Origin of the sequence: Nonomuraea deserti, from assembly GCF_004348685.1 — a bacterium.
GTDB classification, from domain to species: domain Bacteria; phylum Actinomycetota; class Actinomycetes; order Streptosporangiales; family Streptosporangiaceae; genus Nonomuraea; species Nonomuraea deserti.
Genome location: NZ_SMKO01000106.1, coordinates 1 through 22,354 on the forward strand (window position 1 = coordinate 1; position 22,354 = coordinate 22,354).

Below are 22,354 nucleotides of genomic sequence, written 5' to 3' on the forward strand. Positions count from 1 at the left end.
ATAAGAGACAGTGCCTGGCCAGCGCGCGGCCGGTCGGCGAGCCGGCCTTCCCGAGCTCGGCGAAGGTGCCCTGGAACACGAGCCGCCCGCCCCCGTCGCCGGCGCCGGGTCCGAGCTCGACGACCTGGTCCGCGTGGGCCATGACGACGGGGTCGTGCTCGACGACGAGGACGGTGTTGCCGCTGTCGCGGAGCCGTTCCAGGATTCTGATCATCGACTCCACGTCGGTGGGGTGCAGTCCCACGCTCGGTTCGTCGACGACGTAGGTCATCTCGGTGAGGCTGGACCCGAGGTGCCTGACCATCTTGACGCGCTGCGACTCCCCACCGGAGAGGGTCGTGGTCGCCCGGGAGAGCGTGAGGTAGCCGAGCCCGATTCTGATCATCCCCTCCAGCCGGGCGGTCAGTGCCTCCACGGCTGGCGCGACGCGGGCGGAGTCGATCGTCCGGACGAGTCCGGCCAGTTTCGTGATCTCCATGCGGGCCATCTCCCCGATCGTGTGATCGAGCACCGTGGCCGTCCGCGCGGCCTTGTTGAGCCGGTCGCCGCCGCACTCCGGGCAGGTCTCGGCGCGGGTGAAGCGGCGGATGGTCTCCTGCTTGCGTTCCGACAGGTTGTCGGAGGTGTGCAGGTAGATCCGCTCGAACCGTTCGACGACGCCCTCGTAGCCTTTGGGGGGCTTGCGCCCCAGCCGCGCCGCCGCCTGACCGCCGTACAGCAGCGCCTCGCGTTCGGACGGGGCCCACTGCCGGAGCGGGGTGCCGGGGTCGAAGGATCCGATGTCGGCGTACTGGGCGTACCAGTAGCCGCCGTTGCCGAAGCCGGGCAGCAGGATCGCGCCCTCGGCGAGCGATCTGTCCAGGTCCAGGAAACGTTCGACGGCGGTGACCACCACCTCCCCGAGGCCGGAGCAGGCGGGGCACATGCCGGCGGGCTCGTTGAAGGAGAAGTGGCTCGACTCGCCCACGTAGGGCCGGCTGAGGCGGGAGAACAGCAGGCGCAGGTAGGTCCAGGAGTCGGTGATCGTGCCGACGGTCGAGCGCGCGTTGCCGCCGATCCGGCGCTGGTCGACGACGATCACCGGGGTCAGCCCGTCGATGCGCTCGACGTCGGGGCGGGTCCACTTCGGCAACCGGTTACGCGCGAACGGCGGGAACGTCTCGTTGATCTGGTATCCGGCCTCGGCGGCGATCGTGTCGAACACCAGCGACGACTTTCCGGAACCTGACACCCCCGCGAAGACGACCAGCCGGTTGCGCGGGACGTCGACGTCCACGTCGGCCAGGTTGTTGGTCCGGGCCCGGCGAATGATGATGCTGCGCTCACTCATAGCTGGGAGGCTACGAGCAGATGTGGCCACATCCTGACCGCAACCGATGGGAGGATCAGGACATGGCGGACGTCACCCAACGCATGCTGGCCCTGCTGTCGACGTTGCAGACGGGCCGGTCGTTCACCGGCGAGGAACTGGCCCGGCGGCTGAGCGTCAGCCCGCGCACCCTGCGCCGGGACATCGACCGGCTCCGCGGATACGGCTATCCCGTCGACACCCAGCCCGGCCCCGGCGGCTACTACCGGCTCGCCTCCGGCCGTACGATGCCGCCGCTCGTGCTGGACGACGACGAGGCGGTGGCCACCCTACTGGCCCTGGCCTCCCTCGCGGCCGTCGAGCCGTCCGCCGAAGGGGGGATCGACGCCGCCGCAACCCGCGCGTACGGCAAGCTCGACCAGTTTCTCCCCGCCCGGTTGCGCCCTCATGTCGCCTCCATCCGCTCCAGCCTGGAGACGAGCCCTCAACGCGCGCCGAGCGTCGCCGCCCGCCAGCTCGGCATCGTCGCCGAAGCCATCGCGCGCCGCGAGACGATGGCGTTCACCTACACCGACGCCCGCGGCGAACGCACGGAACGGCGGGTCGAGCCCTACCGGCAGGTTCACCACCTGCTGCGCTGGTATCTGCTGGCCTGGGACATCGACCGTGCCGACTGGCGCGTCTTCCGCCTCGACCGGATCACCGGCCCGGCCACGACCGGCCACCGTTACACGCCGCGCCCGCTGCCGGCCGAGTCAGCGTCGGACTATCTGCGACGAGGACTCAACAGGGGCAAGGAACCCGCCACCGTCCTGGTCAAAGCCCCGGCCGCCGATGTCGTCGACGCCCTCAGGTTCCAGGACGCCGAGATCCACTCCGTGGACGACACGCACACCAGGATCACTCTCGCCCTGGACTCCTGGCCGTGGCTGATCCTCAACCTCGCATTCCTGGACGCCGACTTCGAGATCGACGCGGCGCCGCACCTCCTGGAGGCCTGCCGCACCTTCGGCGAACGGCTCCTCGCCGCGGTGCCTGCCGGTCGCGCCGGACCGCCGACGGGATGAAGCCGATGAGCTCGGGCGCCTCGGTGTCGCCTTACGGCGTGTGGCCGGAGTGCCAGCCGAATCTCGCCGTCGGGAGTCCTGTCAGCGGCCGTCGACGCGCATAACGTGCGGGACAGAGGGGGTGCTCCGCGTTGTGGCGTCTCAACCCGATGTCCGGCACCCCCTCGCGACGGCTCTCAGGATGGGAACGGTTGCCTCATGGCGACGGCCTGCCGTTTCTTCCAGACCTTGAAGCGCAATCTCCAGCGGTCACCGGGCAGGACGATGACCGCCAGGTCCACGACCTGGCCACGATCGTTCTCCGCGACGCGGTACAGCACGAAACCGGCGTGTGCACGCGGATCTGCAGCTCGTGCGCCTCCTCGGGCGTGGGCATGCGGCAGTCGATGTACTCGTCGGCGTCGACCACCTCGTGGCCGGCACGCGAGACCCGCGAGCGGGCCGACCCCGCCAAGCCGCCGATCACCATCGAGGGACACACCGACAGCAAGGGCGGCGACTCCTACAACCAGGACCTGTCGGTCGAGCGTGCAGAGGCGGTACGCGACCACCTCGCCGGCAGGCTGGGCTCCGGCTACACGTACGAGGCCACCGGCAAGGTCGAGAGTGAGCCGATCGCGAAGAACGAGAAGCCGGACGGGAGCGACAACCTCGAGGGCCGTGCCCGGAACCGGCGAGTGGAGATCTCCTACCAGATCAAGGAGGAGAAGCCGGACGTCACGGTCACCACAGGCCCGTCGGACGCCCGCGGCTCCACCCGCCCGCCGGCGCCGCTCCGGGCGGAGCCAGGGCCGGTGGCCGGCTCGCTCGCCTGGCGGAGCGGTGGCGACCGGTTGCGGGTGGACTTTCACCCCTTCCGCCGCGACGGCGCCTATCTGGTCGCCACGTTCGACGTGGTCTCGGAAGGCGACGCGGCGCTCACCGCCATAGCACCTTCTTCGCGGCGGCGGACTTCGGCGCGTTCATCCTCGTGGACCCGGCGACGAAGACGCGCTATCACCCGCTGAGAATGCACTCGGAATTCGTCGAGAACTGGGTGCCCTCGCTTGATGCCGGCGAGGTCGCCCGAGGTTACGTGTACTATCCGGCGCCCGCCGACGACGTCACCTCGGTCACGGTGGAGGCTGAGCGCATCGGCCAGGTCGCCGGCATCCCCGTCTTTTGATCGGGCGGGCCCACCACGTACCGGCGGTCGATGACCGCGGACGTGCCGGAAGCCGCACGCGGCGCTCCGGCCCGTTAGCGTGGTGGGCCCAGCGACCCCGGACGACCAGGAGGAGACGCGGTGATGCTGCTCACCCGGCTGAGCGTTCGCGATCCGCTGACCGGCTGGCCAGCCGGACTGCCGCCCGTCCGCCACCTCGCCGAGCACGGCCTGCGGTTCTCCGCACCGGTCACCTTCCTGGTGGGCGAGAACGGCTCGGGCAAGTCCACGATCATCGAGGCGATCGCCGACGCGTGCAAGGTCAACTCCGAAGGCGGCAAGGCCGGCACCCGTTACGCCAACACCGGCCCCGCCACCGCGCTCGGCGAGGCGCTCGACGCGGAGTTCACCGCCGAAGGGCTGCGGCTCACGCGCGGGCCCCGCCTCAAGCGCCGCTCGTTCTTCTTCCGCGCCGAGACCCTGATCAACCTCGGCCGCGCCGTCTCCGGCCTGCCCGGCTACTGGACGGAGCACCCCGACCGGCAGTCCCACGGCGAGGGCTTTCTCACCGTGCTCGAAAGCATGGTGTCGGGCCCGGGGATCTACCTCATGGACGAGCCCGAGGCGGCCCTGTCGTTCACGTCGTGCCTGCGGCTCATGGGCCTCATGGACCGCGCCGCGGCCAAGGGCGCGCAGATCATCTGCGCCACCCACTCACCGATCCTCAGCGGGCTGCCCGGCGCGCAGATCCTCGAACTCGGCGACGACGGCATCCACCCGGTGGAGTGGGACGAGCTTCAGGTGGTCGACCACTTCCGCCGCTATCTCGCGAAACCCGGCTTCTACCTCCGGTACGCCCTGGACGAGTGACCGTCCCGGACACGACTGCAACCGGTTGCCGCCCTCATCCTGGCCTGATGTGGCCCACACCCCTGGATCACTGCAACGGGTTGGCCTACCATCCGGGGTGTCCCGAGCAGGCAGGGAGCCGCCCCATGTTGAGCCGCCGCAACGCCATGCGCGCCATGGCGATGTCCGCCCTCGCCGTCCCGATCCTCGACGCGCGTGCCGTACACGCCGCGCCCGATCCGTGGGCGCGGGCGAACCACATCGTGGCCAGGGTGCGCGGGCCGAGGTTCCCGCGACGCCGGCTCGACATCAGGGACTTCGGCGCGATCGGAGACGGGGTGACGGACTGCACGAAGGCCATCCGCTCCGCGATCAGGGCCTGCCACGCGGCGGGCGGGGGACACGTGGACGTGCCCGAGGGGCGGTTCCTGACCGGCGCCGTCCACCTGCTGAGCAACGTCGACCTGCACGTCACCGCGGGCGCCAGGCTGCTGTTCAGCACCGACCCGAAGGCGTACCTCCCGCTGGTGCTGACCAGGTTCGAGGGCGTCGAGCTCTACAACTACTCGCCCCTGATCTACGCGTACGGCCAGCGGAACATCGCGGTGACCGGGTCAGGCGTGCTCGACGGGCAGGCCGACCACGATCACTGGTGGCCGTGGAAGGGGTCGGGCGACGACGGCTGGGAGCCGGGCGAGCCCCACCAGGCCGAGGCCAGGGCCGCGCTGTTCGCCCAGGCAGAGCAGGGTGTGCCGGTCAGGCGGCGGAGATACGGCGAGGGCGGCTACCTGCGCCCGTCCTTCGTCCAGCCCTACCGGTGCGACAACGTACTCGTCGAGGGCGTCACCATCGTCAACTCGCCGATGTGGGAGATCCATCCCACGCTGTCGCAGAACGTCCTCGTGCAGAACGTCACGGTCGAGTCGCACGGCCCGAACAACGACGGCTGCAACCCCGAGTCGAGCCGGATGGTGGTGATCCGCGGCTGCACGTTCGACACCGGCGACGACTGCATCGCGATCAAGTCGGGACGCAACGCCGACGGCCGCCGCGTGAACGTGCCCAGCGAGCACATCGTCGTCGAGAACTGCACCTTCCGCGACGGGCACGGCGGCATGACGATCGGCAGCGAGATGTCCGGCGGCGTACGCGAGGTCTTCATCAGGGACTGCGCGATGTCCAGCCCCAACCTCGACATCGCGCTGCGCTTCAAGACGAACTCCGTGCGCGGCGGGTTCATCGAGGGCTTCCACGCCAGGGACCTCGAGATCGGTCAGGTGGGCGGCTCGGTCATCGACATCAACTTCCACTACGAGGAGGGGCCCGGCCACGGTTTCAACCCCGAGGTGGGCGGGATCGACGTGCGAGACGTGACCGTACGGACCGCCAACCGGGCACTCAACCTGCGCGGTTACGCCGACGCCCCGATCCGCGGGGTCACGCTGACCGACGTGGACTTCGGCACCACCGCCACGCCGATCGTGGTCGAGCACGTCGAGAACCTGGGGCTCAAGAACGTCACCGCCAACGGCGAACCGCTGATCGTGCCCTGACCGCGGGGGCGGGGGACGTACCACTGCTATTCGCTCTCGTCGGTGGAGAACGTGCCCGCTCGGCGAACCAGCAGCACGACGTCCAGTTCGTGCCGGCTGGCCAGCGTGTCAGGGTGCTCCTCACCCAGCACCCGGCGGCGCACCCGGAGCACTGTCAGGTTCTCCATCGCGGCGTACTCGAACTCCCCGCGCCTCCCCAGCACGCGCGCCAGGTTGTCCCGGCTCGCCAGCGTGTCCGGATGCTCCTCACCCAGCGCGCTAAGGCGCGCGTCCACCTCGGCCTCGGCCTCCTCCAAGTCCGCACCGCCCGGTGGCGGCCGAGCCCGCGTTCCGCCCGTCTCCTCCCGCCGTACGGGAAGCACCGGAGGCCGGAGCGCGCCGCGCCCGGACGAACTGGTACACCGTCGCCGTCACCCCGAGCAGCACGAGCACCACACCACGGCGATGACGCCCGCCGCTTCACCGGCTAAGACCAGCAGCGCTCCGCCCACCGCGCAGCCGAGTGAGATCACCACCCCGCCGGCCCACCCCGGCGCCCCCTGCTTGTCACCCATCTCTCCAGAATGAACCACCGGGCCGCACCGGTGAATGCCCCCGCACCATGGGAAAGCAGTGCCTCACCGCCCGCCCGCGACCTCGCCGCATTCACCCCTGCCACCGTGGCGTGACGCTCTGGTCCATTCGCCGTCCGTACGGCGCACTACCATTCCGCCATGATCTTCGAGGCGACGCCCCTGGCCCTCACCGGGATCGTGATCATCATCGGGATGTTCGCGTCCATCTCAGTGACGCTGGCGATGCTGTCTGCGCCACAGTCCCGCCACGGGCGCATACACCGGGCATATCTCCTCGGGGGCCTGTTCGTATCGTTCATCGGCGTCGGGCTGATGGCATTCGGCGCGTGGTCGGCACGTGAAGATTCGCGCTACGGCGTCTTCGCATGGGCCGGATTCACCTTGGCGACCCTCATGGGCGCGGGCCTGCTTCTCTTCGGGCTGGGCCCGTTCGCCTCGCGGCTGCTGGAAACGCTCCACCGGCATGCGGAACGGCTGCCGCTGCCCCTTCGCCTGGCGGCCCGCGACCTGGCCGGCCGCCGTACGGCGACGGCTCCCGCGATCACGCTGACGGCGATGGCGACGGCCTTCGGCGTCGCGTTGACGATCATCGCGGTCGGCGCGACGGCCCAGAGCAGGGCCGCTTACCTCCCGCGGGCCCGGCCCGGCGCCCTCCTGGTGAGCCCTCTCTCTTCGGCGGGCACGGATGCCGTACGCGCGGCGATCCAGCGGGAGTTACCCGGCGTGCCATGGGCTGAGAGGCAGGTCCCGCGTCACCTTCCGCGTATCCGCGCGCATGTCGACGGCCTCGACCGGCCGGAAGGTGCCGTCTACCCGGACGAGGTCATCGGCGACGAGGCGCTGCTGCGGTATCTCACGGGTGACCGGTCGACGCCGTACGACGAGGGCACGGCCGTGGTGATCACCACCACCGACGTGAAGGCCGACTCGGTCAAGATCGTCACCGGAGAAGGCGATCCGCTGACGACCAACACCATTCCGGCGATCGTCGCCCGGACCGTCGATCCGCACATGGCGACGGTCTTCGTCCCGGCGAAGGTGGTCCGGGACCTCGGCCATCAGCTGGAGCCGGGCGAACTGATCGTCGATCCCTCCCTCCATCGCACCTCGGCGAGCGAGCAGGAGCGGCTGGACGACCGGCTGGGTGACATCGCGGAAACCTCTGTGGAGCGGGGGTTCCAGCCCTGGACCGGCTGGACGGCCGTCGTCGCCGCGGTCCTCCTCTTGGCCCTGGGCGGCGCTCTGGCCACCGGCGGAGGCAGGGCCACGAGCCCGCGGGTGGGCCGCGTGCTGAGGCGGGCCGGTGACGGCTCGGCTGCGACGCTCCGGTGGTTCGGCGCCTGCCGCGCGGGGCTGAGCGCGGCGTGCGGCACGGTGCTGGGCGCGGTCGCCGGGTGCCCGATCGGGATGTTGCTGATCTGGCCGCTGACGGCGGCGACCACGTGGGATTCGCCGCCACGGGTGCCCTTCCCCACCCCGTGGCCGGTGATCGCGGCGGTGGCCGCCGGCCTGCCGGTCGCCGCCGCCGCTCTCGGCGGCCTCCTCGTACGCGCGCAGACCGGCAGCGGCGGCGTTCACCCCCGCGAGGATTCCTGGACGACTCCGCGAACGTTTCCCCGATGAGATTCGGTCGCGGGAGTGGTCCAACGTCCGACACGATCGGAAGGAGTGGTCCACGTGGACCTGTACACCGTCATGCCGGTGAGCGACCGCACGAGATCACTGGAATGGTTCGGGGTGTTCTTCGGCCGCCCGGCGGACGAGGTCATCGGCGAGGAGTACCTGTGGCAGGTCGGCGAGAACGCGTGGGTCGTCGTCGACGACCGGGACGTGCGGGCCGAGCGGGTGGGCACGGCCATGGTCACGTTCGGCGTGACCGGCCTCGACGACATCCTGGCCCGCCTCGCCACCCACGGCATCAGCCACGAACCGGTGGAGACCTACAGCAACGGCGTGCGCCATGTCGTCGTACTGGACCCGGACGGAAACAGCCTGTCACTCGCCGAAGCGCCGTGATCACGTTCGAAGGCGCTGGTGGACACCCGGGTGGTCGCCGTGAACGACACTCGACAGGCCGGCGAGAGCCGGCCGGCAGGCCCGGAGCCCTGATCGAGTGGAGCTGCCGCTGCCGTCCATGGTAGGTACTCCCGGCATGGAGTTCTTCTGTTACCACCGCGACCGCCCTGACACCGCGACGCTACGCGACGAGCTGCTGGAGGAGCACTGGTCCTACATGGACCGGTACGCGGCGGAGATGATCGCCCGCGGCCCGACCTTCGCCCGCGGCACCGACACGGCCACCGGCAGCGTGCACATCGTCGACCTGCCCGATCTCGCCACCGCGCGTGCGTTCGTCTTCGACGAGCCCAACTACCAGGCCGGTGTCTACCGCGACGTGATGTTGCGCCGATGGCGCAACGTCCTCGGGCGCACCATGTGGGACTTCCCCGGCGGCAGGGAGGGCGGCAACCGATATCTGGTACTGGGCCTGGGCACCGGCCAAGTCGCCGACCCTGCCCCGCCGCCCGACCAGGACGAGCTGATCGCCTACGGACCGCTGCTGTCCGACGACGGCACAACCTGGCTCGGTACGGCGGCGCTCCTCCGGGCACCAGACCCGGACGCGGCACGCGCCATCCTGACCCAGGACCGGTACGCCGACATCGAGGTCCACGACTGGGAGTTCGGCGGGCGGCGGTGATGAACACGTGACTGTCGCCAAGCCGTGCGCCCTACACGGAGACCGCACGGCCGGACGCGCAAGCGCTGAGGACGACCGGAATGCGGACGCGCGACCCTGACCGCCGAGTGCGGTGACCCGCACGCCCTGATCTTCATCCAGGACCGTGATGCACCCTTGTCCTTCACCTGATCCGCGTACCCGGCCGGTTGTCACGCTGTTCACATCGCCGTGTCGGCCGCCACAGCCCTTACGCACGTCCAACCCGTTCTTGGAGAAACACCGTGCCGGGGCGTCGGGCACGGCATACACGCGGGGATACCGACGGGGATTTCCCACTGCCGGATCTGGAAGAGCAGACATCCCTTGTCGCCGGGTGTCCATCCCGCTCCGGCAGAACGCCCACGACAAGGGCGGCAGAATGACTGGACGATGCTCGACAGAACGCCCACATGATGGCTCTACCTGCGATAACGTACCTGGTTCGTCGACGATGTCGACCCGCAGGCTCTGGTGGACCCGGCAGCCTTCGAGGCGTACACCGCGCGCGTGGTCGCCGAGCGGAACTCATCGGGCGCACGCCCCGGATTCGTACCGATGACCACCCTCTGGTGGGTCGACCGCGAGCAATTCTGGCGATCCGTCACCGGCTCACCCCGGCACTGGAAAAGCTCGGCGGCCACATCGGCTATGACGTCCGCCCTGGCGCACGCCGCCAGGGTCACGCGACGGCCATGCTCGCCGCAGCGCTGCCGATCGCCCGGTCTCTAGGCATCTCTCGAGCTTTGGTCATGTGCGACAAGACCAATATCGCCTCGCAACGGGTCATCGAAGCCAACGGCGGACGGCTGCTCGACATCACCGAGCAGAAGCGTCGCTACTGGGTTCCGACGACCAGCTCCTGATCCTTGCCACCGCCCCGAAAGGCACGTGGCTCGGCTTTGAGTTGTTCACGCTTCCCAGCTCACACGGATGAGGCATGGGAACTCGGCGATGCGGACGAGTCCGCATCGAAGGCATCCCCGAATCAACCGAACATCGTGAACTGTACCGTTCGTCCCTCACTCAAGCTGATCCACGGCATCCTCAACCGGGCGGTCAACCAGCGCCAAGGTCAAGCGGAACCTCGTGAAACTCTGCGACATCCCAGAGGGGCGCGATGGACGAATTCGTCCCCCGTCACCCCGCAAAGGCCGCTGGCAAGATTGATGATCAGGTGTTCATGCTGGTGGGCGGTACTGGGTTCGAACCAGTGACCCCTCGCTTGTAAGGAGCCATGATCCCTTGGCTGTACGTCTGGACCTGCATCCCCGTACCTGCTGGGGCACTTAATACGCGTGATCGAGTCGGTCTAATGGCACGCTAATGGCACGGCGATCATGCCTTTGACGTGGCGCTCGCTTGCGGGATCTGGCGCGGTATGGCACGGCCCTGCGGCACGCAGATGGCACGGAGGCGAACCAGACGCCCCTACGGGTGATCCACCTGCATGGAGTCGAACTACCGGCGGTTGACAGCTCGTGCCTGTTCCTCTCAACTCAATGCTCTGGACCTGCAGTCCCTCTCTGCCAGAGCGCCACCACTAGCAAGATCATGGTACGCATATTGCACGGGTCCGCCGGATGCCCCGGGAAGCCTAGCCCTATGGATCAGGCGTTCCTGTCTATCCCTGCGTCGCTTCGAGTTGAGGGTGGTGGGGGTGTGGCAGGAGCGTCGGGGTCAGCGAAGTGGAAGGCGCACGCACAGTCGAGGGCTTCCTCGGGTGAGCCTGAAGGGTAGCCGCTGGGCAGGAGACTGTCCTGGTAGATACCTTCGTCGGGAAGGTAAATGGCGAAGCCCCAGGTGCGCAGAGGGCCGTCAAAACGCAGGCGGCACAACCGCGCGTAGGCACCACCCTGCAGGCGCGCTTCGACATAAGCGAATCTGCCACGGAAACGCACGTCGATCCCGGACAGCTGCCAGCGCGAACGAGCGTGGTCGTTCAAGCGCTGACGCAAGTGATGCTTCATCGACTCGGGCGGGTCCTCCGGCATGCCGAACATCATGCCCCTCAAGAGATCAACCACGCTGCTCGGTGAGCCAGGGTGAGGAACGAACCCTGGATCGTCGATCGCCCCCAAGCACGCACTGCACCCAGCCATGCAATGGCGATCGTAGGGCCGCATCAGTGCGGCGGCGCGGCAATCCCGGTCGGCGCGTACGTCGGTACGGCGGGGCCGGCGTGCGGTGCCCGGCCCGGTGTCCCGCCGCCGTCCGGGACCGGCCCCCAGGCCGCACGCCCGGACGGCGGGCGGGCGGAGGGCCGGGGCTACGGCGGCGCGCGCGCCGCCGCTTGATCTACCGGCGGCACTGGCAACCCGTCATGATCGTCTCCGGTCTCGGCCGTCACCTCCGGGGCCGCGACTACCTGCCCCGGCTCGGCAAGGTCACCTGCACCTCCTGGGCCGACCAAGTCACCGTACGCATGCTCAAAGGCCAGGCAGTCAAGGACTGGGCCGACCGCACCGACCACCTGGCCCAAGGCTTCGGCGCACAGTCATGCCGGGTCGCGCTGTCCCAGGCCGGACGGCTCAAACTGACCTTCCCCCGCAACGATCCCCTCTCCGAACCTCTGCCAGCGCTTCCCGTGCCAGAGGAGCCGACCGTGGGCCGGTGGAGATCGGCAGATGTGAGGACGGGCGGCCATGGCGGCTCAAGGTGCACGGCACCCATGTCCTCGTCGCGGGCGCGACCGGAGCCGGCAAGGGATCGATCATCTGGTCCGTCATCCGCTCCCTGCTCCCCGCCGCCCGTGCGGGCCTGGTCGAGTTGTGGGCGCTGGATCCCAAACTGATGGAGCTGTCCTACGGCCGCGACCTGTTCGGCCCCCGGTACGCGGCCACTCCCGAGGAGTGCGCCGACCTGCTGGACGAAGCTGTGTGCGTCATGCAGAAGCGGGCGGCCCGGTTCGCCGGTCTCCAGCGCTCCCACACCCCCACCGTCGACGACCCGTTCGTCCTGGTCGTGGTGGACGAGGTGGCGTTCCTGACCGCCTACCAGTCCGACCGGCAACTCCGGCAGCGCATCACCTCAGCGCTGGCCACGCTCACCACCCAAGGCCGCGCGGTCGGCGTCGGCGTCCTGGCCGCGCTCCAGGACCCGCGCAAAGAGGTCATGAACATCCGCAACCTGTTCCCCGACAAGATCGCCCTGCGGCTCGACGAGTCGGAACAGGTGGACATGGTCCTCGGCGACGGCGCACGCGACAGAGGCGCCCTCGCTGACCACATCTCACCGGTTCCGGAGCTGGGCGCGGGAGTCGGCTACATCCGGCTGGAAGCCAGCCCCGAACCCATCCGGGTCCGCGCCGCCTACGTCTCCGACACCGACATCCGCGCCATGGCCGCCACCTTCACCGGAGGTGAGGACCGATGACGCTCGCCCACGCCCTGGAGGGCCTGCGCTGCTCCGCCTGCCACACCCTGAACGCTCTGCGGCTCGACCCGGCCCGCGCCCTGGTCGAATGCCGCGAGTGCGGACAGAGCGCACGCATTCTCACCGACACCGACGAAGGGAGGTCCGCATGACCCATCCGCACGACCGCGCACTCCCCCGGGCCGTCCGCCAAGCCATGCCGATAGCCCGCGACGTACTCGAAAGGTCGCCAAGCAGCACGGCGTCTGCATTCGGCCCGTCCCGCTGCGGCGGCTCGACACCATCACTGGCAGGTCCGAGGTCATCGACGTGCCGTGCGGGGCCGTCCTCGACAGCAAGTGCCCGCCCTGCGCCAAGCGCAACCGGCAGCTCCGCATGGCCCAATGCCGCGAAGGCTGGCACCTCGACACCGAACCGACCATCACGCCGGACCAACCGAACGAGGAACAGCGCTGGCTCGTCGAGTTCCGCGCCGACATGCAAGCCAAGCGCGACGCCGCCGAACAGGCCGGCGACGACACCACCGACCTGGACGCCGTCCTGTCCGGCCTCAGATGACGAGATCAACGCCGCCGGCATGCGGGGCAGCGTCACCGGATCCGCGGCGCCCAAGCGCACCCGATCGACCCGACGGCGGCAGGATGCACCCGACCTGCCCAAACGCAAGATGACCAACACCACCCTCGGCCGCACCTTCCACGCGCCGGATGGCAAGACCTACCGGCCGTCGCTGTTCGTCACGCTCACCCTGCCCAGCTACGGCAGAGTCCGTGACGGCGTCCCCATCGATCCCGACACCTACGACTACCGACGCGCGGCTCGCGATGCGCTGCACTTCTCCAAGCTCGTGGACCGCTTCGTGCAGAACCTGCGCCGGGTCGCGGGCTATGACGTGCAGTACTTCGCGGCCGTGGAGCCTCAGAAGCGGCTGGCCCCGCACCTGCACATGGCGATCCGCGGGACCCTGCCGCGCGCGGAGATCAAGCAGATCGCCGCAGCCACCTACCACCAAGTGTGGTGGCCACAGGCCGACGAAGTGCGCTTCAACGGCGAACACCTGCCCGTCTGGCACGACGAGGCCGGCTACCTCGACCCAACCACCGGCGAAGTGCTGCCCACCTGGGACGAAGCCCTCGACGCTCTCGACGAGGACGCCGACCCGCTGCACGTCATCCGCTTCGGCGAACAGGTCGATGTCCAGGGCATGCTGGCTGGCACTCCGGACGCCGACCAGTGCATCCGCTACTTGTCCAAGTACCTCACCAAGTCCATCGGCGACGCCCTCGACGGCGGCCAGGCCCAGCAGGAGCACGCCGCCCGAATGCTCGACGCCCTCCGCTACGAACCCTGCACCCCCACCTGCCCGAACTGGCTGCGCTACGGCGTACAGCCCAAGAACGCCAAGCCCGGCATGCAGCCCGGCCGCTGCCGCTCCAAAGCACACAAGCCCGAACACCTCGGCTACGCCGGACGCCGCGTCCTGGTCTCCCGCAAGTGGTCCAATAAGACCCTCGCCGAACACAAGCAGGACCGCCGGACCTGGGTCCTGGAAGCCCTCGGCCAGACCGACGAACCCACCGACCCGCACCGATACGTCTGGCGTCCTGTTCCAGCCGGAGACGCGAACGTGCCACCCCTGGGCGTCCGCCTCCTCCGCTCCGTCCATGAACGCCAACGCTGGCGAGCCCACCTCAGGGAACTGGAAGCCAGAGCCAACGGACAAGACCTTTCGGCAACTGATCTCGGGAGGGCTGCCTGATGGCGAACAAACCAGGCAAGCGGCGTTTCGGAAGCATCCGTCAACTCCCGTCCGGCAGATTCCAGATCCGCTATCCCGGCCCTGACGCATGGGTGAGACCACCTACGTCCGCGAGCGTGACGCCGAAAAGGCGCTCTCCCTGATCGAGGCCAAGCTGATCACGGGAGACTGGACCGATCCGCAACGCGCGAAGGTCAAGTTCGGCGACTACGCGGACAAGTGGATCGCCGAACGGACGAACCTCCGGCCGCGCACAGTCGAGATCTACAAGGGCCTGCTCAAACGCCACATCCGCCCTCACCTGGACGGCATGCCCATTGGCAAGCTGGACACAGCCGTCATCCGCGAGTGGCGAGTACTGTTGCTCGGCAATGGCGTCAGTGAGTCCGAAGTGGCCAAGGCGTACCGGTTCCTGAGAGCGGTGCTCATGACGGCGGCGGACGATCAGATCATCCCGCGCAACCCCTGCCGCATCCGGGGCGCGGGTGAGGAGAAGCCGGAAGAACGGCCGGTCCTCACCGTGGCAAAGGTGTTCGAACTGGCCGACCTGATGCCGCCACGCCTCCGCGCCCTGGTCCTACTCGCCACCTTCGCCAGCCTGCGCTGGGGCGAGGTAGCGGCCTTGCGTCGGATGGATGTCGACCTCACGGCCAGAACCGTCAGCGTTCGGCAACAGCACGTCGAACTCGACACGGGAGAACTCCTCGTCGGTCCACCCAAGTCACGCGCGGGAGTCCGTACGATCGCCATTCCAGAAGCGATCCTCCCAGCGCTCCGCGACCACCTCGACCAGTTCACCGCCACAGAGGCCGACGCGCTGATCTTCACCGGCGCACGAGGCGGCATCCTCCGGCGAAGCAACTTCCGGCGCTCGGCCAGGTGGGACGACAGCACAACGAGGATCGGGGTCCCCGGCCTGCACTTTCACGATCTACGGCATACCGGCAACACCATCGCCGCCGGCTCCGGCGCGAGCCTCAAAGACCTCATGCAACGTATGGGTCATGACTCGGTCCGTGCCGCACTGATCTATCAGCACAGTACGGCGGAAGCCGACCGGAGGATCGCCGACGCGATGAACGCCAAGATCACAAAGACAGCGAAAAGATCTTAGAACAAGTTCCCGCACCACCTAATGGCACGCTAATGGCACGAAGCCCCGTTTCCATGATCGGAAACGGGGCTCTTTCTGCTGGTGGGCGGTACTGGGTTCGAACCAGTGACCCCTCGCTTGTAAGGCGAGTGCTCTACCGCTGAGCTAACCGCCCCTGATCGGCACTACACCTTACGACACCATCGGCGCCGATCGCACATCCACCGTCCACCCTGGGCCCAGCTCAGGACGGCCTGCCGCGCGCCACCCGAGCAGGGCCGCTCCCAGCATCCCGGCGTCCACCCCGAGCGCCGCCGGCACCAGGGGTGGGGCGTCGCGGAAGGCCAGGCGTTTGACGAGGCGGGTGCGTACCGGGTCGAAGAGGGCGGGGCCCGCTTCCGCCAGGCCGCCGCCGAGAACGATCAGTGAGGGGTCCAGCAGCAGTGTGTACGTGGCCAGCGCCAGCGACAGCGCCTCCACGGCCTCGTCCCAGACCTCGATGGCGATCGGGTCGTCGGAGGAGACCACCTGCTCGGCCTTGACGCCTTCCACGCCCGCCCGCTCGCTGTAGCGGCGCCCCACCGAGGCGGCCGAGGCGTACGTCTCCAGGCAGCCGAACTGGCCGCACGCGCACTCTTCGCCGTCCGGGAAGACGGGGGTGTGGCCGATCTCGCCGGCCCAGCCCGCGGAGCCGCCGTAGGGTTCGCCGTGGATGATCGAGGCGCCTGCGATGCCCGTGCCGATGGGCAGGAACAGGAAGTCGGAAACGCCGCGGCCCGCGCCGAGGATGCTCTCCGCGAGGCCGCCCGTGCGTACGTCGTGCCCGAGCATGACCGGGATGTCCAGGGTGGTGAAGTCCGTGGCGGGGACGTCGCGCCAGCCCAGGTTGGCGGCGTAGACGGCGGAGTTGTCCGACACCAGGCCGGGCACGGCCAGACCGACGCCTGCCGGGACGCCGTCGCCAGAGCCGGCGAGGTGGCTGATGAAGCCGGAGATGGCGGCCACGACCGCCTCCGGGCCCTCCGCCCGTGGGGTCGGGCGCCGCTCGCTCAGCAACACCGCGCCGGACTCGCTGACCAGGCCGCCCTTCATGGACGTGCCACCGACGTCGAGCGCTACGACGAACGAACTCTTTGCGGACACGGAAGGAGACGATAGCGCAGCTCATCACATGTCCGGAAAGGCCCTGTTGAAGCACGAACGTAGCCGGCGCGCGAAGACGGCCGACCCGCCGACCGGCGCTCCAGGCAGCGGCTCGCACGCAACCCGCCTCCGCCTCGCACGCAACCCGCGTACGAACACGCCTCCAGCCTCGCTGGCAACCCGCGCACATGACGCGCCTCAGCCTCGCACGCAACCCGCGCACGCGGCCGGACTCCCGGCACACGCCCCCGAAGGTCCAGGCGCACGTCTGAGGGCTTGCGCACCTGGAGGCGGGAGCCGGCCCGGCATCAGGCCGTCCGGCCGCCCCAGGAGCGGCTCAGGCGCGTCCGAGGACCCGGTTGAGGGCCGCCTCCACCTCCGCGGAGAGCCCCGGCGGCGGCGGCACCGAGACCGTGAGCGCATCGGAGCGGGCCATCCGCACGGCCCCGCAGGACCGGCACTCCACCTCGCCCAGCCGGCAGATCAGCGCCCTGGACCCGCAGGTGGAGCACGCGTCCAGGTCGTGGTCGTGCAGCCGTTGACAGTCCGGGCAGATCAGCACCTGGGACTCGTTGCGCACTCCGCGCTGCCACGGGCTGGCGCCGCGCACCGGGTCGGTCTGCCGGGCCCCGCAGCGGTAGCAGGGCATCGTTGCCTCCGAAGTCAAGAGATGTCGGCGAGTGCCTTCACGTAGTCGGCGACGTCACGTGCGGTGGAGGCCGGATTGACCACCTTCCACCGGATCACGCCCTCGCCGTCGATGATGAAGGTCCCCCGTAGCGCGAGCCCCTTCGCCTCATCGAAGACACCGTACGCCCGCGCGACCTGTCCGTGTGGCCAGAAATCGGAGAGGAGCGGGAACGTGTAACCCTCCCGATCCGCCCATGCGCGGTGCGTGAACATGGAGTCGACCGAGACGGTCAGCAGTCGTGCCCCGTCGAGCGGGTTGTCGCGCAGCGCGGACAGCTCGCCGTGGCAGATCCCGCTGAAGGCGAGCGGGTAGAAGACCAGCACGACATTGGCGCCCCGGAACTGGGACAGGCGCACCGGCGTGCCGTGCTGGTCCTGCAGCTCGAAATCAGGAGCCTGGGCGCCGACCTCGGCAGGATGTGCGTTCACGGGAACCATCCTGCCGCACGGCGGGCGCTCGAGCTCCTACCGTCGGCCTTTGGGCGTCACGAGCCTCGTGCCTGACCAGTCGGGGGCGGCGGAGATGCTGCTGGTCTGCGAGAGACCCGCGGTCGTGGCATCCTCCCCGATGTCGCTCGGCTCCACGTGGCCCTCGCGCCCGGCCTTGGGAGTCAGCAGCCAGATCTGGCCGCCCTCGGCGAGTGCTCGCATGGCGTTGGTCAGTGCGTCGAAGAGGTCTCCGTCGCCGTCGCGCCACCACAGCAGCGCCACGTCGACGACGTCGTCACTCTCCTCGTCCAGCAACTCGTTGCCGGTCAGGTCTTCGATGGAGTCGCGAAGCTCGTCGTCGACGTCCTCGTCCCAACCGATCTCCTGCACCACCTGACCCGGCTTGAGGCCGAGTCGTTCGGCCAGGCCGCGCTCGCCCTGCGCCTGACCCGCGGTCGCGCTCACGTTTATCCCTCCTGCTTGAGTGGCCCCGCTTATGCGGTTTATCGCTTCGGCACAGTCCACACGCTGTGACCCTCAGTCGTCAACGGTCGCCACGGGTACGGCCGTGGTCGGTCAGAATCAATCAGACAAAAACGACAGGCGAACCTGTCGTTGCGGGTTGTCGACGTTCAGGTCGACCAGCGCCACCGACTGCCAGGTGCCCAGCGCCATTCTCCCGCCCAGCACGGGGATTGTGGCATAGGGCGGGATCAGCGCGGGCATGACGTGCGACCTTCCGTGCCCGGCCGAACCGTGGGCGTGACGCCACCGGTCGTCGGGCGGCAGCAGGCCGCGCAGCGCGGCGAGCAGGTCGTCGTCGCTGCGTGACCCCAGCTCGAGCAGGGCGACCCCGGCCGTGGCATGCGGCACGAAAATGTGCAGCAGCCCGTCTTCGCCCTGCGCGCGCACGAAGTCGGCGCATTCGGCCGTGATGTCGTGCACCGTCTCGCGTGAACCGGTGGCCACAGAGATGATTTCAGATCTCACAGGAAAATCTTACTTACGGACAACGACCGCATCAGGACCGGGAAACACCAGACCCATGTGCCCGTCGTCGAACCGCACCATGTAGGGAGGCCCGCCGTCCGGGCCTTGGACCTCCACGATTACTCCGATCCGGTCCCTTTCGCCAACGATATTCCCGTGCACCAGGAGCCGGTCGCCTACCGTCGCCTTCATACCTCCAGACTGATACTCCTAAGGCCTCAGGAAAAGACCGGATCAGGAGACAGGGCACTTTTTGCACCCGGAGCGACGGCAAGTAGAAATATGACCAAAATGTTACGCGGCTCGGACCGCCGGCGCCCGGCGCGCCGAGCCTCTGCGCTCCCAACCGCCCCCGTCCGCCCTCCCCCACCGACGATTCTCCTGTGAGCGAACAAGGGATGCCCTGAGGACGCGAGCCGAAGATCGCCGGCACAGGACACGTCTCTATACGCGCGCACGAACACGCCTCTATATAGGGGGCACGGCGCCCGCCCCGTCCGAGGCGGCGCCGGGCGATGAGGTTAGACTCGCGCGGCACGGCGCACAGGCGCGTACCCCCTCCCTTCCAGGGCAGGTTCTCGTACGGCGGGGCCGCCCGGGGACCACTCCAGGCCATTTGAGCGAAATTTCGTTCGTTTTCCGGTCTTGTTAAATTGCTCCCGGGATGTAACCTGTGGCGAGATTCGTCCTACCATCGGTGGTCTAGGCCATCGGCACCCCTCCTGCCAGCAGGGACACCCTGGTTACCGGCGAGTAGAGATGCGTTTTCTACGACTAGCGACCAGGATGGAAGGCGACCCAGACCAGTCATCAGTCCACCTCGGAAGGCGAGACCCAGTGGCTTCCGGACGCCAGCGATTCTCGATCATCAGCGACGGCCTACCCAGCCAGCTGCCTGATGTCGATCCCAGTGAGACCAACGAGTGGCTCGAGTCTCTCGACAACGTCGTCAAGACCGAAGGCCGCACCAGAGCCCGCTACCTGATGCTCCGCATGCTCGAACGGGCCCGCGAGCACCAGGTCGGCGTGCCGGGCTTGCGCAGCACCGACTACATCAACACGATCCCGCCGGAGCGCGAGCCCTGGTTCCCGGGTGACGAGCACGTCGAACGCCGCATCCGCGCCTACATCCGCTGGAACGCGGCCATCATGGTGTCGAGGGCCAACGCCCGCACCAACGTCGGCGGCCACATCGCCACCTACGCCTCGGCCGCGTCGCTCTACGAAGTGGGCTTCAACCACTTCTTCCGCGGCAAGGACCACGGCGAGTCGGGCGACCAGGTCTTCTTCCAGGGGCACGCCGCCCCGGGCATCTACGCCCGTGCCTTCCTCGAGGGCCGGCTCAACGAGAGCCAGCTCGACGCGTTCCGTCAGGAGCTGTCGCACGGCTTCCACGGCCTGCCCTCCTACCCCCATCCGCGGCTGATGCCCGACTTCTGGGAGTTCCCGACGGTCTCCATGGGCCTGGGCCCGATCGGCGCGATCTACCAGGCGCGGTTCAACCGCTACCTGCTCAACCGGCAGATCAAGGACACCAGCCGCAGCCACGTGTGGGCGTTCCTGGGCGACGGCGAGATGGACGAGCCCGAGTCGCTCGGCGCCATCGGCCTGGCGGCGCGCGAGGAGCTCGACAACCTCACCTTCGTGATCAACTGCAATCTGCAGCGGCTCGACGGCCCGGTGCGCGGCAACGGCAAGATCATCCAGGAGCTGGAGTCCTACTTCCGCGGCGCCGGCTGGAACGTCATCAAGGTCGTGTGGGGCCGCGACTGGGACCCGCTGCTGGCGGCCGACGTCGACGGCGTGCTGGTCAACCAGATGAACACGACGCCCGACGGCCAGTTCCAGACCTACTCCGTCGAGTCGGGCGCCTACATCCGCGAGCACTTCTTCGGCTCCGACCCGCGCCTGCGCAAGATGGCCGAGCACCTGACCGACGACGACATCCGCAAGCTGTCGCGCGGCGGCCACGACTACCGCAAGGTCTACGCCGCGTTCAAGGCGGCCCGCGAGCACGTCGGCCAGCCGACGGTGATCCTCGCCCAGACCATCAAGGGCTGGACGCTGGGCAAGGACTTCGAGGCGCGCAACGCCACCCACCAGATGAAGAAGCTCACCAAGGCCGAGCTCAAGGAGTTCCGCGACCGGCTCTACCTGCCGATCCCCGACTCCGCGCTCGAGGGCGAGCTGCCCCCCTACTTCCACCCGGGCGAGAACGACCCCGAGATCCAGTACATGATGGAGCGCCGCGCCGCGCTCGGCGGCGTGCTGCCCAAACGGGTCGTCCGCGCCAAACCGGTCAAGCTGCCCGGCGACGACGTCTACAACGCCTTCGGCAAGGGCTCGGGCAAGCAGCAGGTCGCCACCACGATGGCGTTCGTGCGGCTGCTGAAGGACCTCATGCGCGACAAGGAGATCGGCCACAGGTTCGTGCCGATCATCCCGGACGAGGCCCGCACGTTCGGTCTCGACGCCATGTTCCCGACGGCGAAGATCTACTCCCCGCACGGCCAGACCTACGAGGCCGTCGACAGGGAGCTGCTGCTGTCGTACAAGGAGGCGGTGCAGGGGCAGATCCTGCACGAGGGCATCAGCGAGTCGGGCTCGATGGCCTCGGCCATCGCCGCCGGCACGTCGTACGCCACGCACGGCGAGCACATGATCCCGATCTACATCTTCTACTCGATGTTCGGGTTCCAGCGCACCGGCGACCAGATGTGGGCCATGGGCGACCAGATGGGCCGCGGCTTCCTGCTCGGCGCCACCGCGGGCCGCACCACGCTCAACGGCGAGGGCCTGCAGCACGAGGACGGCCACACGCCGCTCATCGGCTCGACCAACCCGGCCGCGGTCATCTACGACCCGTCCTGGGCGTTCGAGGTGGCCCACATCGTCAAGGACGGCCTCAGGAGGATGTACGGCGACCAGCCGGAGGACGTCTTCTACTACCTGACCGTCTACAACGAGCCCTACCTGCAGCCGGCGCAGCCCCCGCACATCGACGTGCAGGGCCTGCTCAAGGGCCTCTACAAGTTCGCCGAGGGGCCACAGACGCAGGGGCCGAAGGCCAACATCCTGTCGTCGGGCGTCGCCGGCCCGTGGGCGGTGGAGGCGCAGCGGCTGCTGGCCGAGGACTGGGGCGTGTCGGCCGACCTGTGGTCGGCGACGTCGTGGACCGAGCTGCGCCGCGAGGCCCTGGCCTGCGAGGAGCACAACCTGCTCAACCCCGACGCCGAGCGGCGCGTCCCCTACGTGACGCAGGTGTTGTCGCAGGCGCGCGGGCCGTTCGTGGGCGTCAGCGACTACATGAAGGCCGTACAGGACCAGATCGCGCAGTGGGTGCCGGGTGACTGGTCCTCGCTGGGCACCGACGGGTTCGGCCTGTCCGACACCCGCTCGGCGCTGCGCCGCCACTTCCACGTGGACGCGGCGTCGATCACGCTGGCCGTGCTGTCCAGCCTGGTCAAGCAGGGCGAGCTCGGCGGCGAGGTGCTGCGCGAGGCCATCGCCCGCTACCACCTGAAGAACGGCGTCACCGAGGCGGGCGGCGCCGAGAGCAACGACACCCAGTCGATGGGCATCTGAGCCGGGCGATCACGGCGCTCCCGCGAGGCCTCGCGGGAGCGCCGTCGATGCGGCGCGACCAGGGTGGATACGCG

General features: G+C 68.8%; 25 protein-coding genes, 1 tRNA gene and 1 pseudogene. 16 read left to right on the top strand and 11 right to left on the bottom strand.

What is annotated here, in order from left to right:
- On the bottom strand, nt 1-1,330 hold a 1,330-nt coding region (locus tag E1292_RS30660), incomplete at its 3' end, for an excinuclease ABC subunit UvrA (RefSeq protein ID WP_500690524.1).
- 62 nt (nt 1,331-1,392) lie between these two features.
- Here E1292_RS30660 and E1292_RS30665 point away from each other — a divergent pair.
- From E1292_RS30665 to E1292_RS30680, 5 genes are all read left to right on the top strand, one after another.
- Nucleotides 1,393-2,376 carry a helix-turn-helix transcriptional regulator gene (locus E1292_RS30665; RefSeq protein ID WP_132599201.1) on the top strand — a complete coding sequence of 328 codons (984 nt, stop codon included), beginning with the start codon at nt 1,393-1,395 and terminating at the stop codon, nt 2,374-2,376.
- A gap of 329 nt (nt 2,377-2,705) precedes the next feature.
- Nucleotides 2,706-3,383, top strand: coding sequence for an OmpA family protein (locus E1292_RS54165; protein WP_165974817.1), 678 nt, complete (start codon nt 2,706-2,708; stop codon nt 3,381-3,383).
- Nucleotides 3,384-3,385: 2 nt separating this feature from the next.
- On the top strand, nt 3,386-3,541 hold the full coding sequence (locus tag E1292_RS51460; RefSeq protein WP_165974818.1) for a hypothetical protein: 156 nt from the start codon (nt 3,386-3,388) through the stop codon (nt 3,539-3,541).
- Nucleotides 3,542-3,664: 123 nt separating this feature from the next.
- The gene (locus tag E1292_RS30675; protein ID WP_132599243.1) at nt 3,665-4,390 is read left to right on the top strand and encodes an AAA family ATPase; all 726 of its coding nucleotides are present in this window, start codon (nt 3,665-3,667) and stop codon (nt 4,388-4,390) included.
- Nucleotides 4,391-4,515: 125 nt separating this feature from the next.
- Nucleotides 4,516-5,922 (top strand): glycoside hydrolase family 28 protein, encoded by a 1,407-nt coding sequence (locus tag E1292_RS30680; protein WP_132599205.1) that lies wholly within the window; start codon nt 4,516-4,518, stop codon nt 5,920-5,922.
- Between the two features lie 26 nt (nt 5,923-5,948).
- Here the strand turns inward: E1292_RS30680 and E1292_RS30685 are convergent, their stop codons facing one another.
- Nucleotides 5,949-6,197 (bottom strand): tetratricopeptide repeat protein, encoded by a 249-nt coding sequence (locus E1292_RS30685; RefSeq protein WP_165974819.1) that lies wholly within the window; start codon nt 6,195-6,197, stop codon nt 5,949-5,951.
- 135 nt (nt 6,198-6,332) lie between these two features.
- Nucleotides 6,333-6,476: a hypothetical protein gene (locus E1292_RS51465; RefSeq protein ID WP_165974820.1), complete on the bottom strand. Its 144-nt coding sequence runs from the start codon at nt 6,474-6,476 to the stop codon at nt 6,333-6,335.
- A 159-nt stretch (nt 6,477-6,635) separates the two neighbouring features.
- On the opposite strand from E1292_RS51465, the gene E1292_RS30690 reads away from it, so the two are divergent.
- From E1292_RS30690 to E1292_RS30705, 4 genes are all read left to right on the top strand, one after another.
- On the top strand, nt 6,636-8,120 hold the full coding sequence (locus tag E1292_RS30690; protein WP_132599209.1) for a hypothetical protein: 1,485 nt from the start codon (nt 6,636-6,638) through the stop codon (nt 8,118-8,120).
- Nucleotides 8,121-8,174: 54 nt separating this feature from the next.
- Nucleotides 8,175-8,513: a VOC family protein gene (locus tag E1292_RS30695; RefSeq protein WP_132599211.1), complete on the top strand. Its 339-nt coding sequence runs from the start codon at nt 8,175-8,177 to the stop codon at nt 8,511-8,513.
- 118 nt (nt 8,514-8,631) lie between these two features.
- Nucleotides 8,632-9,198: a YciI family protein gene (locus E1292_RS30700; protein WP_246090444.1), complete on the top strand. Its 567-nt coding sequence runs from the start codon at nt 8,632-8,634 to the stop codon at nt 9,196-9,198.
- 590 nt (nt 9,199-9,788) lie between these two features.
- A complete protein-coding gene (locus tag E1292_RS30705; protein WP_220447139.1) occupies nt 9,789-10,082 on the top strand; it encodes a GNAT family N-acetyltransferase in 294 nt (97 codons plus the stop codon).
- A 744-nt stretch (nt 10,083-10,826) separates the two neighbouring features.
- On the opposite strand, the gene E1292_RS30710 is transcribed toward E1292_RS30705, so the two are convergent.
- On the bottom strand, nt 10,827-11,222 hold the full coding sequence (locus E1292_RS30710) for a hypothetical protein (RefSeq protein ID WP_220447140.1): 396 nt from the start codon (nt 11,220-11,222) through the stop codon (nt 10,827-10,829).
- Between the two features lie 290 nt (nt 11,223-11,512).
- Here E1292_RS30710 and E1292_RS30715 point away from each other — a divergent pair.
- From E1292_RS30715 to E1292_RS30725, 6 genes and pseudogenes are all read left to right on the top strand, one after another.
- Nucleotides 11,513-12,591 (top strand): annotated as a pseudogene (locus E1292_RS30715) (FtsK/SpoIIIE domain-containing protein); the annotation flags it as partial.
- Nucleotides 12,588-12,743, top strand: a complete 156-nt coding sequence (locus E1292_RS51470) for a hypothetical protein (RefSeq protein WP_165974821.1) — start codon at nt 12,588-12,590, stop codon at nt 12,741-12,743. The pseudogene E1292_RS30715 and the gene E1292_RS51470, both read left to right, overlap by 4 nt.
- 112 nt (nt 12,744-12,855) lie before the next feature.
- Complete coding sequence (locus E1292_RS55505; RefSeq protein WP_342775716.1) at nt 12,856-13,149, top strand: replication initiator; 294 nt, start codon at nt 12,856-12,858, stop codon at nt 13,147-13,149.
- Between the two features lie 19 nt (nt 13,150-13,168).
- Nucleotides 13,169-14,350, top strand: a complete 1,182-nt coding sequence (locus E1292_RS30720) for a replication initiator (protein ID WP_342775714.1) — start codon at nt 13,169-13,171, stop codon at nt 14,348-14,350.
- Nucleotides 14,350-14,493: a hypothetical protein gene (locus E1292_RS56325; RefSeq protein ID WP_500690525.1), complete on the top strand. Its 144-nt coding sequence runs from the start codon at nt 14,350-14,352 to the stop codon at nt 14,491-14,493. The genes E1292_RS30720 and E1292_RS56325 overlap by 1 nt, the downstream gene beginning before the upstream one ends.
- Entirely contained in the window at nt 14,439-15,464 is a 1,026-nt protein-coding gene (locus E1292_RS30725) for a tyrosine-type recombinase/integrase (RefSeq protein ID WP_220447141.1), read from the top strand. Before E1292_RS56325 ends, E1292_RS30725 begins: the two co-directional genes overlap by 55 nt.
- Before the next feature lie 79 nt (nt 15,465-15,543).
- On the opposite strand, the gene E1292_RS30730 is transcribed toward E1292_RS30725, so the two are convergent.
- From E1292_RS30730 to E1292_RS30760, 7 genes are all read right to left on the bottom strand, one after another.
- A tRNA-Val gene (locus E1292_RS30730) sits at nt 15,544-15,618 on the bottom strand.
- Between the two features lie 17 nt (nt 15,619-15,635).
- Complete coding sequence (locus E1292_RS30735) at nt 15,636-16,586, bottom strand: ROK family protein (RefSeq protein WP_246090445.1); 951 nt, start codon at nt 16,584-16,586, stop codon at nt 15,636-15,638.
- A gap of 337 nt (nt 16,587-16,923) precedes the next feature.
- Complete coding sequence (locus E1292_RS30740; RefSeq protein ID WP_132599213.1) at nt 16,924-17,235, bottom strand: hypothetical protein; 312 nt, start codon at nt 17,233-17,235, stop codon at nt 16,924-16,926.
- Between the two features lie 14 nt (nt 17,236-17,249).
- Nucleotides 17,250-17,705, bottom strand: coding sequence for a peroxiredoxin (locus E1292_RS30745; RefSeq protein ID WP_439331915.1), 456 nt, complete (start codon nt 17,703-17,705; stop codon nt 17,250-17,252).
- Nucleotides 17,706-17,741: 36 nt separating this feature from the next.
- The gene (locus E1292_RS30750; protein WP_132599217.1) at nt 17,742-18,170 is read right to left on the bottom strand and encodes a DUF3052 domain-containing protein; all 429 of its coding nucleotides are present in this window, start codon (nt 18,168-18,170) and stop codon (nt 17,742-17,744) included.
- A gap of 117 nt (nt 18,171-18,287) precedes the next feature.
- Nucleotides 18,288-18,695, bottom strand: a complete 408-nt coding sequence (locus E1292_RS30755) for a secondary thiamine-phosphate synthase enzyme YjbQ (RefSeq protein WP_132599219.1) — start codon at nt 18,693-18,695, stop codon at nt 18,288-18,290.
- Nucleotides 18,696-18,704: 9 nt separating this feature from the next.
- Nucleotides 18,705-18,887, bottom strand: a complete 183-nt coding sequence (locus E1292_RS30760) for a DUF1918 domain-containing protein (RefSeq protein WP_132599221.1) — start codon at nt 18,885-18,887, stop codon at nt 18,705-18,707.
- 645 nt (nt 18,888-19,532) lie between these two features.
- Here E1292_RS30760 and aceE point away from each other — a divergent pair.
- The gene (gene aceE / locus E1292_RS30765) at nt 19,533-22,280 is read left to right on the top strand and encodes a pyruvate dehydrogenase (acetyl-transferring), homodimeric type (protein ID WP_132599223.1); all 2,748 of its coding nucleotides are present in this window, start codon (nt 19,533-19,535) and stop codon (nt 22,278-22,280) included.
- The last annotated feature ends 74 nt before the right edge of the window (nt 22,281-22,354 follow it).